Origin of the sequence: Cognataquiflexum aquatile, from assembly GCF_003316845.1 — a bacterium.
GTDB classification, from domain to species: Bacteria; Bacteroidota; Bacteroidia; order Cytophagales; family Cyclobacteriaceae; genus Cognataquiflexum; species Cognataquiflexum aquatile.
In genome coordinates this window covers 1,524,602-1,537,354 of record NZ_QMIK01000001.1, presented here as the reverse complement: position 1 = coordinate 1,537,354, position 12,753 = coordinate 1,524,602, and the positions used below count along the sequence as shown (strand labels likewise).

The window sequence follows — 12,753 nt, the reverse complement described above, 5'->3', positions numbered from 1 at the left end:
ACCCAAGACGACATGTTACAGGATTCAAAAGATAAGCGCACCTATGATGCGATCGTGATTGGTTCAGGCGCCAGCGGAGGATGGGCAGCCAAAGAACTCACAGAAAAAGGATTGAAGACCCTAGTCCTCGAAAGGGGCAGGATGGTCCGGCACATAGAAGATTACCCCACAGCTTCCAAAGCACCTTGGGAGTTTGAGTTCCGTGGTGCCGTACCTGTGGATAAGCGATCCGGAATCGGTGCGGCCAGGTGGGCGAGAGAAGAGACCATGCATTGGGCTTTGGATGAAGATGAGCAGCCGATCATTGAAGAAAAGCCATTCCGGTGGTTTCGTGGATACCATGTCGGAGGCAAGTCATTGCTTTGGGCTAGGGCAACGCAGCGTTGGTCGGATTATGATTTTGAAGGTCCTGCGCGGGATGGCTTTGCGGTGGATTGGCCGGTGAGGTATAAAGACCTAGAGCCTTGGCTGGATTATGTAGAGACATTTGCAGGAATCGCCGGAGGAAGGGATGGATTGCCTGAGTTGCCGGATTCCATCGTGCAGCCGGGATTTGAGTTGAGTTGCATCGAGCAATATTATAAAGAACAGCTCAAGCAGAATTATGGCGACCGACACCTCATCCAGGGAAGGTGTGCACACCTTACAGATCCTCAGCAAATCCATAAAGAACAAGGGCGGAATAAATGCCAAAACCAAGGCATGTGTAACCGAGGCTGTGTGTACGGAGGATATTTTTCTGCCAATGCCTCTACTTTGCCTTGGGCAGAAAAGACCGGAAACCTGACCATTCGTCCCGATTCGGTAGTGGAATCCATCATTTATGACGAAGCAAAAGGTAAAGCCTCGGGCGTGAGAATCAGTGACCGGGCAACAGGTGATGCAATGGAGTTTTATGCAAAAATCATCTTCGTAAATGCATCCACCATCGCTACCAATGCGATATTGCTCAACTCAAAATCTTCAAGATTTCCCAATGGTATCGGCAATGACAACGGCCTGATGGGCAAGTTCCTTGCCTGTCATAATTACCGTGGAAAAGGAAGTGCGAGTTATGAGGGATTTGCTGACAAAGCCACCGAGGGAAGGCATGCCGGACACGCCTATGTGCCGAGATTCAGGAATGTATTCCGTCAGGACACAGACTTTCTACGAGGCTATTCGATAGGCATGGCAGGTGGAAGAGGTCTCGGTTCAGACACAAGCGTCATCGGGCATGACCTTCGTGACAGCCTACTCAACCAAAAATATGGCACTTGGCGTATGTCAGCTTGGATGCAGGGAGAAACCATTCCCATCGAAACCAACCATATTCGCCTCAGTACTGATGAGAAGGATAAATATGGTATCCCAAAGATCATCCTTTCGGTCGAATGGACGGATAATGACGACAAAATGACGGCAGATTTCCTTCAGCAGCAACAAGAGATGTTCGAAAAATCAGGATTTACAGATATCAAAGTCGAAGATACCAAAGCACCTCCTGGATCTGACATCCACGAAATGGGAGGAGTTCGTATGGGAAAAGATCCAAAAACTTCCCTGCTGAATGAATGGAATCAGTTGCATACCTGCAAAAATGTTTTCGTCTCAGACGGAGCGAGCTTCACGAGTACAAGCACCCAAAATCCTACGCTGATGTTTATGGCTTTTACTGCCCGTGCAGCCAACCATGCAGTGGAGGAATTGAACAAGGGGAACTTGTAAAAAGTTATAAATTGAAAAATCCGGATGAGAATCCGGATTTTTTTTATTTGGTTGAAGCCTGCCTTGGTTTGAACAATTCTTCAATAGGTTTATAGAATCCACCAGCGAGGTCAAAGCCAGGGATTGGAGCAGATGTCACAAATACCCTGTTGTCATCTGCCACAGTAACGGAAGTGATATAGCTTCCTTCAAGCCCGGTATTGTCAAGTTCTGTGATTTTAATGTTACTTTCTTGAAGGTCGATTAAAAATAACTGACTGTTTCCATATCCAATGATCCTTCCGTCCACAGCCGTAAATTCTAATTGGAGGATCGAAGGATCATTAAAAGTGTTTATCAATTGGGTATTCTCCCCATTTAGATTTGAACGATAGGCAAAAAGAGGGCTGCTTTGGCCGAACAATGCTCCAAAAGATATTATCTCATTCCCGAATTGAAATGATTTTGTGAGGTGCTCATGTTTTAATTTCGGTTTTCCATCGTCGCCTAAATTATAGGTATAGGGTCCTATTCTAATTTGGAAAAAGTTTTCAAATGAATTCAACCTTGTGACCGAATTCATTCCTTGAATGTAATTTTCTTTTATCAATTTCAATTCTAGGATTTCAAGTTCGCCTTCTACAAGTTTTGTTTTGATGATGACAAAGTCAGGAGAACTTTTCGCAAATCCATCTTTTGCGCTGTGGTAAGGAACAAGGACGGTTCCATTTTTGTCAATTCCGATGGCATCGCCCACAAAGTAAGGGAGATCAAAAAAATACTGAAAGTCCGGATCAAGTTCTCTCATATTTAACTTGATAGCTTTGCCAGACAAGCCAACATTTTTGGGTGCCTCGAGCACGATTTGGTAGTTATTGTTTGACGCAACAACTTTATCCGAAACAGGAAATCTATATCTACCAGGTTTATTTTGTTCAATTCCAAAACCTTGAAAATCATTTGGACCATCAAGTGATGCGTTTGGATACCTTCCTGCTTCGGAAGTCACGAAAAGTTCTTGATTAAGCAAGCTGCTACCCAAAAGTGGAGCCGTTCCAAAACCTGCTGCTCTTTCCCAAACAATGGGCTCAGTAGGGATTTCTTCTTTTGGGGTACAATTTTGAAGGAAAAGGAATAAAAAAGTACCTAGTGCGAATGATTTGATTAAGTTTTTCATGGGTGCGAGTTTGATTTAAAAATAAAACTAATTTTTAAAAAAAAATCAAAAAATTACGAAATAAGAAAAAAACCGTCAGTGATGAGGCTGACGGTTTTCGGGCTAGAAAGAATCGACGATCAGTATATGTCCTTTTCGTTTATCGTTCTATTGATTGAGCTAGCTGCACTGACCTAACAAAAAGTAAATAATAACAAATACAATGATGGTGCTGATACAGCCGCCACCTAATTTCTTTGCGCCATAGCCCGCAATCAAGGTTTTAAAAAGGTTGTTCATACTTTTTCAGTGGTTTTTGAATCTGGGTTTCTATCCTTCCCAATCAGATTGGAGCAGTTGAGGAGGGAATTTCGATGCTGTTTTGGTTTTGGGGAAAAACACCTCTCCTGACTACTCAGAAGAGGTTGATTTTGAATTCGATTTCTATTTTTCAGAAAGTGTCCGGTTTGGTTGGGGTTCATTCCTCATCGTTCCGGTCTTTTCCTTTCGGTTTTCATTTTCGGCATTTACATTGGGGTCCTCGTGCCTTGGAAGTGACTTGTCTTGGTTTTTTTTGTCCAAGGTCTTGTCTTTGGAAGGATCTTCACCTTTTGAAGTCACTTTAAGGTTTCTTTGCTTGTCATCATCAAGATCAAACTCCCTCTCATGATCTCCTTGGTCGCGGTCTGTTGGATTCAGGTCATTTCTACCCTTCCCTTGATTTGTTCTCTGATTTGACTTGTTCTCGTCATGAGAATTGCGGTTTTCATTTTTCTGTTGGTTCATGATTTCATGGGTTTAGGTTATAAATAATTGATGATCAAATTTACATTACCCAACAAATCAAAGCATTACATGAATTTTCAAAATAGATACACAATTCACGGCAAGGGGGAATCAATATGAAAACCAGAGGAGTATAAAGGAGAAAAATCAAATGGTCCGGGAAAGTTGTCCCAGACCATGAATTTTCTTTTACATATCTATTTTAACAAACTCAATTCAGCAAAGGAAAAAACTGTCCCTCCATTTTGTTTCCTTTTTCTATGATCGGCACACCTTTGAGCAATTCATCATCGGTATTGGAGATGGTTCCGTCGGCAAAAACATTTAGGACAAAAGCCCTTCGGCTTCTTGGGGAGCGGTTTTCGTAGCTTCCATGCACCATCAGTGGATGGTGGAAAGTCCCATATCCGGCTTTGAGTTCGATTGCTACGGGTTTGAATGCAGCTTTTTGTTCTTCAGTCATAAACTCCATCAATCCATCCATTTTGCCTGCAAGAGCCGGTTTTTCCAACAGACCCCATTTGTGGCTGCCGGGGATATAATAAAGGCAGCCGTTTTCGGTGGTTGCATCATCGAGTCCACACCAACAGGTGAGGTGCTGCATCTTGATCGTCCGTGTCCAATAGGAATAATCCTGATGCCAAGCCACTACACCGCCATGGTGGGCAGGCTTGCAGAATAATTGGTCATGCCAAAACCGGACTTTTTGATTTCCAAGAAGCTGACTTGCTGCCATTACAAAAGCCGGATTCCAGATCACATCATGAAAGGCCTTAGAAATCCTCCAATGACCTAGGGAATGGAACAAGACAGTATTCGGATCGTCCGATTCATTGCTGTGAAACTCATGGAAAAGATGGTGGAAAGGATGCTTTGGATCGGCTACTTCATCCAATTCTTTTTTGAGTATTTCTATCTGATTTTCGTCAAGGAGCTTGATGCCGCTGAGGTATCCTTGCTCATGAAAAAAATCAACCTGTTCTTGGCTGAGCCTGTACGGTTCCCACTCTTCCTGGGTTTTTGGATAGGGGAATAGTCCGGTGATAGGTTTGTGAATGAGGGATAAGTCTTGCATGGGATTGTTATTTTGGGTAATAGCCATGAAGTTAAGAGAAAGCTTGGAGAATTGGAAGATTACAAAATTGAAAAATTGGAAGATTACAAAATTGGGAAAATTGAAAAATTAAATCTATCCCGGGAGAGGGGAGAGAAAATTAATAATGTAGCAACACCGGTCATCGGTCATCCGACACTTTACATCCCTACTTCTCCAGCTTTTCAAGTCTTTCAAGAAGTGGAGGATGACTGTAATTGACAAAAACATACCAAGGGTGTGGGTTGATATTACTGAGACTGTTGACCGATAAGGTTTTTAGTGCTTCAGCTAGAGGTTTGCCATCATAAGTTTCCTTGGCAAAGGCATCTGCTTCAAATTCATTTTTGCGGCTCAATAGATTCATCCCGATCCCAAGAATGCTGGAAATAGGAGAAAAAAGTATCGTAAATCCGATGATGTTCAGGTGGATCGCCATTTCTGTGCCTCCAAGAGCAAGACTCATCTGCTCGCTGTGAATAAACTGAGCAAGTATGAAAAGCAGAATTCCAACCTGTAGGACAGAAGTGACCATGCTCCATAAGATGTGCTTTTTCTTGTAATGTCCGATTTCATGGGCAAGAACTGCCACCAATTCGTCTGGAGTATGTTGGTCGATAAGTGTATCAAAAAGGACTACTTTTTTCCTTTTGCCAAAACCCGAAAAGAATGCATTGGCTTTTGCGGAGCGTTTGCTGCCATCCATGACGAGGATATTGTCCAAAGGAAAATCAACAGATTTGGCATACCGGACGATACTGTTTTTGAGTTCGCCTTCTTCAAGTGGCGTAAGTTTGTTGAAAAGCGGTAGAAACCAAGCAGTATAGAACATGTTGACAACGACCATGAAAACACCTGAAACCAACCAAAACTGCCACCAAAAGTCTTTGCCCATCTGATGGATCAGCCAAAGCAGCGTTCCCAGCAAAAGCCCTCCGATGACAATGGAAATAAGATATCCTTTGATTTTGTCTTCGAAATAGGTCTTTTTGGTGGATTTGTTGAATCCAAATTTTTCTTCAATCACAAATGTCTGGTAATAATCGAAAGGAATAGAAATGACATCCGAACCTATAAAAACAACCCCAAAATAGATCAGGGAGAGCAGGATAGGGTTTCCGACGTAGTCTTTTAAAAAAATATCAAGCCACCCGAATACGCCGAAATAGATGAAAGCGATAGTCAAAATAAAAACCGTGGTACTAGTCAGCAGACCAAATCGGAAATTAGCCCACTGATAAGATTTGGACTCAAGGAGTTTTTGCTGGCTGATGTATTGATCGAGTGTTTTCGGAATGGAAGGAACCGGCCTTTTGATGTTGAGATAACTTAAGGTTTTTTCAGCCACAAAACCCAAAACAAGAATACCCAATATCAGGTACTTGATCTCTTCAGCTTCCATCAGCTCAGAACTTTGGACAAGGAAGGAGGGTGTCTCTTTTACGAGTTCTTGCCTGGTTTTTATCTGCCAAAAGGAAAGCAATGCTGACTTCATGGGCACCGCCGGACTGAATACCAAGTTGAGAAACGGTGTAGTCAAAACTGTATCCCATGCTCATCCCTGTCGGAAGATTGAAGCCGATCATCATGACGATGGCGTCACGGTTATTTTGGTTTTCAACAGGTTTGTAAGGAAGACCTCTGTACCAGATACCAAGATTCAAAGGTTCCATGTGGAGGTAAGCGCCGATATCCAATTGTTCAAAAGGACCTTGGCGTTTGTAATTCAGAGTAGGTAACAAATATCTTTGCTTTCTCTGATGGGTATAATCTGAGCGATAGCTACCTGTTCCAAGAGAAATCCTATACCCTGTATGGAAGGAAAATTTGGCAGGCAAAGGACTCACCCCATCCAAGAAAGATTGGTTGGGTTCATTGACATGGTGTGCAGAAAGACCAAACCAGAATTTGTCAGTAAAAAACAACCCTCCAAACGAAAGGGATAATAAATTTACAGGTTCACCGGCACCGGGAAGATTTGTGCTTGGAAGTAATGGGCCTAAAGGGTCACTGGGATTTATCTCATTGGCGAAAATCAGGTTTTCAAAAAAACCGATATCCCTTCGGATATAGGCTGCCTGAACACCGGGACGGAAATAGGCATTTTCGCCGACTCTCAACTCATAAGAATACAAACCTGCTACGGTAGTAGATCTCAATTTTGCCCCGCCTTCTACATCATTCATAACCATAAAACCGATTCCGCTGTTATAATCATCCAGGTAGGTATCATAGTAAGCTGCGAAGGTGGTAAACTGCGCATCAAGTCCCGGCCATTGGTTACGATAATTGGCACCGATTCGTGGAAGCATTTCTGAACCGGTGAAAGCAGGATTCAAATAAAGTGGCGCCGCATAGTATTGGCTGAATTGCGGGTCTTGGGCCTGCAATGTCATATTTCCTATAAAAATAAAGGAAACAAAAAAAAGACGGAGGATTAAAGACCTTTGCAAGTTGTAATTCGTTATGTTAGCAATTGGATTCACCTTTGCAACGTCCAAAACGTTTTGTTGTTTTAAACGCAACGTGTAAATTATGAAAAGCCGTAGTAATTCCATAAAAATATTCTTTTTTTTTAGTGCGCTGATATTTTTGAGCAATGCTTTCAATCCGGCACCCCTTCATGCCCAAGGGTTTAACAATAATGAATGGATTTTTGGAGACTGCGGTTCAGGCCAAAATAACATTCTTTCATTTGGAAAAGGAGAAGATCCCATAGTCAGGAGTCTTCCAAGTGGGGTGATTGTCGGACAAAATAACAACGCTGTAGCCATCGATCCAATTTCTGGCAATATTATTTTTTATACCAATGGGGTTTTGGTCTATGATGCAAACAATCAGGTACTTGAAGGAGTAGCTCCCGGAATCAATGGAAATATTGATGGAATACAGGAACTAGCCATCGGGGTTTTGAGCTATGACCCTGTCGGGGACAGGTTGTATTATATATTTTACCTGAGCCCTGCCGGAGATTTACAATATGCACTGATTGACATGAATGCACCTGGTCAGGCTGTGGGAAACGAACCTCCTTTGGGTGAAATAATTGTAAAAGATCAGGTAATTACCGGAGCGGTTTCAGGACCGATTATGGTAGTCAAAACTCCCCAATCCCCCTCATACCTGATCAGTATCGAAGGGGGGACGATTGTTTCGAGACGGGTTGGTGCCAATCAAGGAGAGTTTTTACTTAATTCCAACTCCCCGGTTCCTTTCAATCCAAAATCCATGGTTTTTGATGAGGATTCCCAAAAATTTATTTTGATTCCCGAAGACCCCAATGAAAATATCGTTTTGGTGGATTTTGATGCAGCAACAGGGACTTTTGGAGCTGTCACACCCATTCCCCAATCTAGCAATGGAGATGATTTTGGAGGAGCCTCTTTTTCCCCTGATGGAGATTATATATATTTTTCACGAGGAGATGAATTGTTAAGAGTTCCTGTAAGTGACCTTACCGCAACGCCTGAAGTCATTCCATTGGAAAACGATGTTTTTCAGATTTATGATGTCAAAATTGGACCTGATGGAAGGCTTTACTATATCTATGAGGAGGTCGCAGGCGGCCCGCAGCTGATAGGGAGGGTAGAAAATCCCGATGTCGAAGACTTGGCTGAAATTGAATTGGAGGAAGATCCATTCAACGGAACTGATTTTTGTGGAAGGATTTTTCCCCAGTTTGCTCCCAATCAAAATATCAACGCAACGGTGGATTTTGAATGGAATCCTGCTGAACCATGCAGTAACAATCCTGTGCAGTTGACAAGCTTGATCACTCCTGAAAATTTCCGACCTGTCAGTTTTGAATGGACTTTCAATCCGCCATTAACAGATGAAGATGGAGCCCCAATAGATATTGACTTTACCCAAGAGCACTTGTTGATTCCTGAGGAAGCAACCGCAAATGAGAGCATTGACGTCACCTTGACTGTCACTTTTGCAGATGGTACAACCCAGACAGTTAACAAGACCATAACGCTCCTTCCCAATGAATTACAGGTCCAATTCAGCGCTCAGGACACAACCGTTTGTGAGGGTGGTTGTGTAGACATTGGCTCCATGCTGACCGTACAGGCAGGACAAGATGGTGGTGGCGGAGGCGGTGGTGGTGGCGTCTATGAGTACTTCTGGTCCAATATCAGGGAATGGAGACCTACCAAAGACAATTGTGTTGACTTGCCTGGTTTGTATTGGGTTTTGGTAAGGGAGCCAGGTTCTGAATGTTATGCCTATGGAAGTGTAAGGGTCAAAATCTGGGATCTGAACGACCAAAGCAACAACATCTGGTATTTTGGTGATGGGGCAGGTTTAGACTTCAATCCAGATCCAAACAACCCAAATGGGCCAACTCCAAGGGCGGTAAGTCATAACCAAAATATTCCGGCAGGTACGACTACCATTTCCGATGGAACGGGCCAGGTCTTGTTCTTTACAGACGGAGAGACTGTTTGGGACCTGAACGGCAATGTAATGGAAAATGGAGACAGCATCGGCGGAAGTAACCTTTCTTCTCAAAGTGTCATTGCGGTACCGGTTCCTCAGGATGAAACGATATTTTATCTATTTACCACCCAAACAGCTGTTGACGGCAGTAATCAGGTGAAGTTTTCGGTTGTCGATATCAAAGCCGAAAATCCAAACGGTGTCGGAAATGTGGTCAGTAAGGATAATTTTCTGTTCAGTCCCAGTACAGAACATTCCGCAGCACTTGCTGCCGGAGATACCACATGGGTTTTATTTCACGAGCTGGGCAACAATACCTTTAGGGCTTATCCGGTTTCAATATTCGGTATCGGCAGTCCTGTATTTTCATCTGTCGGTTCCAATCATGGGTTTAATACTGGAGTTGGAACCATGAAATTTAGCCCCGATGGAACCAAAGTTGCGGTTACCATCCAAGATGGGGCATGCAGCCGGTTGGAAATCTTTGACTTTGATCCTGATACGGGGGAAATGACAGAGTATGCATTGCTTGATCTGGGCTGTAATGGGGAAGATATTTATGGAATGGAATTTTCTCCCGACGGAAGCAGGGCTTACGTTTCGTATGCAGGAGGTGGCGGAAAAGTCGAGGAGTTTTTGATTCAGGCACCTGAACAGACCGGTTCCACTGCACTTGCCTGTGCTACTTGTTTTGATAATGCAGATACTAGGGCTGAGAGAGAGGCTTGTATATTGAATTCTCCTGTCAGAGGAATATTGAGTACATCAGGTCCTTTTGGGGCGCTTCAGATAGGACCTGACGGGCAGATTTATGTGGCAAGACCCGGACAAAATGTATTGGGATCAATCAATGCCGGTTCCGATTGTAATGTGAGTATTTATAATGAGATGGGTTCTCCTGTTTTGACGGGAACGAGTAACCTTGGTCTTCCATCTTTTGTGCAACAATCTGGCAGCAGCATTCCGGATCCTTTACTCTCCGGGACCCCTCAATTATGTCTTGATCCTCAAAATGGAGTAATAGGACAGTTTCAAGGCGCTGGGGAACCTGATATCGACAGTTATTTCTGGACTATCACGCATGAAGATGGAACGGTAGAACTGAATAACTTTGGTGGCCCGGGTGAGCAGTTTCAAATTTATGAACATCAATTTTCCAGGCCCGGTCTTTATACAGTGGATTTGAGGGTTGACAGGTGTGGCGATCCGGATTTTTATGAAGGAAGGCTTGAGGTTATGGTTATCGCACCTCCGGCTTTGACTTTGCCCGAAGCTGTCACTCTATGTTTGGGAACTCCGGTCAGCCTTACCGCTATCGATGGTTATGACCCTTCTGAAGGGCTTTATGATTTTGAATGGAGAAATGCCGCAGGACAATTGTTTGGAGATCAAAATTCAAATACCATTATCGTCAATGAGGAAAGTATTTTCACTGTAGTGGTATCCCATAGACCCGGAGCCGGTGATGATCCTGCATTTTTTGATCCTTGTCCGTCAGAGGCTTCTGTTTTTGTCGGTCCTGCATTTGAATTTGACCTCACACAGACAGACGATCAGGTTTGTTATGATGATAATCTTGTGGTTTTCGCACCCAATACACCCATTTCTGGACAATGGTTTTATCAGGTTCAGGGAACTGTAAACAGGGTACCTTTGGGTGAGTTTTTTGAATTGAATCTGATTCCAAGTTCTCTTCCTTCTCCGGGAGTTTATGACATCATATTTGTGGCAGAAGACCCGATCTTGGAGGGTTGTATTGTCGAAAAACAGTTGGAGTTGATTGTATTTCCTTTACCGGCATTTGAGGTTGTGGTGTTGACGGAGGCGGATGATTGTGCCGCAGCAAATGGCAGTTTTGAGATTACCATGTTGGCTGATGCCGATGAGGTAAGGATTGTCCAAACTGGGCAAGTTTTCACCAATGTATTTTCCGGAGATGTTTTACCTGTTGTCACAGGACTTGAACCTGGAGTTTATACTGTGGTAGCGACAAGTGATTCGGGATGTGAATTTTTACTACCTGTTGTGGTTCGGAATTTGAATCCACCAACCGGGATTTCGGATTATGAGGTTACCACTACTCCAGAAACGTGTTCGGCAACAGGAGTTGATTTTGGTTCACTCAAGGTCGTATTTAATCTTGGCCCTCAAAGCGGTTCATACGTGCTGACAAGACAGGAAGACGGTCAGGAATTTGGGGGGACTTTTACTTCTGTAGATTCCATTCAAGTTTCATTGCCTGATGGGACTTATACATTGACTTTGTTAGATATAGTGGACTGCGCTTTTCCTGATCCGGTTTCTTACATTATTGACAATGCCGATCAGGTCATTTTCTCTGTACCTACAAATGTGACTGCATGTGGTCTGTTTATCATGGTTCCCCAATCTGCAACCCAACTCGATTATGAAGTGAGAGGGCCCAATGGTCAGGTTATAAATCCAGATCAGGATGGAGGTTATTTGTTTGAATTTACTGGGGTTTATACAGTCAGGGGATTTGATCCTAATGGTATTTTGTGTCCAAGCGAATTGAGTTTGATAGAGGTTGTTATCAATAGCCCGATTGATTTTTCATTATCCGAACCGATTGTGGATTGTGAATTGGGGGTTTCCTATGAGGTAGTTTTATTTGGTTTTGACCCTAACAATGCAAATTTCTTTTGGAGAAATTCTTCAGGTGACATTGTCGGAAGAAACCAGGAATTTTTCCCACCAAGTCCGGGAACGTATACCGTGGAAGTCCAGCCTAGAAGCGGAGGATTGTGCCCGGAAAAAACAATTGAATTTGAAGTAGAAGAATTCTTGGAAAGTGTAGAAATGACTGTGGTCGCCCAGCAATTTTGCGTAGGAGATACTTTTGCCAATATCAGTATCGAGGCTGATTTTACCAATGTTTCCCTGATCCAATGGTTCAGTGTAGTGGGTTCGACAAGAACACTGATACCGGAATTTACCGACCTAGAGACTGTCACTGTTTTTGACGTAGGTGTCTATGAAGTGATTTTGTTGAGTGTTTATGGTTGTGAACTGGCAAGAGAGCAAGTACAGATTTCCAGATCGGTGATTATACCGCCTGTTTTGGCTCCAAGTTATACCATATGTGCGGTTGAAAATATCACAGTTCGGATCAATCCGGGAACGTATGATTTCTACTCTTGGAAGCTCGAAGGAAACGAAGTTTCAACTGATTCTGTATTTGTGCCTACACTACCGGGAAATTACCTCCTTACCGTAGCGGACAATCTCGGCTGCGAATATACGGTCAGCTTTGAGGTGTTGGAAGATTGCGCCTTGAGGGTGATTTTCCCTGATGCTATTGTGCCGAGTAAGCCTGACAGACATTTCTTGGTTTACACCAATGATTTCGTCGATGAGTTAGAGGTGTTTATTTTCAACCGATGGGGAGAACTGATTTTCTATTGCGAGCAAAAAAACATTAACAGCGACACTTTTGTTTGTGGATGGGATGGGACCGTAAATGGAACTTACGTTCCGATCGGGGTGTACCCAGTGGTGGTTAACTTTAAAAGCAACAACCAAAATGTCACCAACAAAATCACAAAATCCATTTTAGTAATTGAATAAA

7 protein-coding genes are annotated in these 12,753 nt (G+C 43.2%); 2 read left to right on the top strand and 5 right to left on the bottom strand.

Features of this window, described 5'->3' with window-relative positions; genetic code table 11:
* Nucleotides 1-12: 12 nt before the first annotated feature.
* Nucleotides 13-1,707: a GMC oxidoreductase gene (locus DQW11_RS06200; RefSeq protein ID WP_113923085.1), complete on the top strand. Its 1,695-nt coding sequence runs from the start codon at nucleotides 13-15 to the stop codon at nucleotides 1,705-1,707.
* Nucleotides 1,708-1,750: 43 nt separating this feature from the next.
* On the opposite strand, the gene DQW11_RS06195 is transcribed toward DQW11_RS06200, so the two are convergent.
* The 5 genes from DQW11_RS06195 to DQW11_RS06175 form a co-directional block, all read right to left on the bottom strand.
* Nucleotides 1,751-2,863, bottom strand: a complete 1,113-nt coding sequence (locus DQW11_RS06195; protein ID WP_113923084.1) for a hypothetical protein — start codon at nucleotides 2,861-2,863, stop codon at nucleotides 1,751-1,753.
* Nucleotides 2,864-3,286: 423 nt separating this feature from the next.
* Nucleotides 3,287-3,628 carry a hypothetical protein gene (locus DQW11_RS06190; RefSeq protein ID WP_113923083.1) on the bottom strand — a complete coding sequence of 114 codons (342 nt, stop codon included), beginning with the start codon at nucleotides 3,626-3,628 and terminating at the stop codon, nucleotides 3,287-3,289.
* A 211-nt stretch (nucleotides 3,629-3,839) separates the two neighbouring features.
* Entirely contained in the window at nucleotides 3,840-4,703 is an 864-nt protein-coding gene (locus tag DQW11_RS06185) for a phytanoyl-CoA dioxygenase family protein (RefSeq protein ID WP_113923240.1), read from the bottom strand.
* Between the two features lie 187 nt (nucleotides 4,704-4,890).
* Nucleotides 4,891-6,123: a M48 family metallopeptidase gene (locus DQW11_RS06180; protein WP_113923082.1), complete on the bottom strand. Its 1,233-nt coding sequence runs from the start codon at nucleotides 6,121-6,123 to the stop codon at nucleotides 4,891-4,893.
* A 4-nt stretch (nucleotides 6,124-6,127) separates the two neighbouring features.
* Complete coding sequence (locus tag DQW11_RS06175) at nucleotides 6,128-7,174, bottom strand: PorP/SprF family type IX secretion system membrane protein (RefSeq protein ID WP_113923239.1); 1,047 nt, start codon at nucleotides 7,172-7,174, stop codon at nucleotides 6,128-6,130.
* 82 nt (nucleotides 7,175-7,256) lie between these two features.
* Here DQW11_RS06175 and DQW11_RS06170 point away from each other — a divergent pair, with 82 nt between their 5' ends.
* Nucleotides 7,257-12,752, top strand: coding sequence for a gliding motility-associated C-terminal domain-containing protein (locus DQW11_RS06170; protein WP_113923081.1), 5,496 nt, complete (start codon nucleotides 7,257-7,259; stop codon nucleotides 12,750-12,752).
* Nucleotide 12,753 lies beyond the last annotated feature (1 nt).

Excerpts from the sequence above, each read along its gene's own strand:
- DQW11_RS06195 (WP_113923084.1), bottom strand. The coding sequence starts at position 2,863 with ATGAAAAACTTAATCAAATCATTCGCACTAGGTACTTTTTTATTCCTT.
- DQW11_RS06170 (WP_113923081.1), top strand. The coding sequence starts at position 7,257 with ATGAAAAGCCGTAGTAATTCCATAAAAATATTCTTTTTTTTTAGTGCG.
- DQW11_RS06180 (WP_113923082.1), bottom strand. The coding sequence starts at position 6,123 with ATGGAAGCTGAAGAGATCAAGTACCTGATATTGGGTATTCTTGTTTTG.
- DQW11_RS06185 (WP_113923240.1), bottom strand. The coding sequence starts at position 4,703 with ATGCAAGACTTATCCCTCATTCACAAACCTATCACCGGACTATTCCCC.
- DQW11_RS06200 (WP_113923085.1), top strand. The coding sequence starts at position 13 with ATGTTACAGGATTCAAAAGATAAGCGCACCTATGATGCGATCGTGATT.
- DQW11_RS06190 (WP_113923083.1), bottom strand. The coding sequence starts at position 3,628 with ATGAACCAACAGAAAAATGAAAACCGCAATTCTCATGACGAGAACAAG.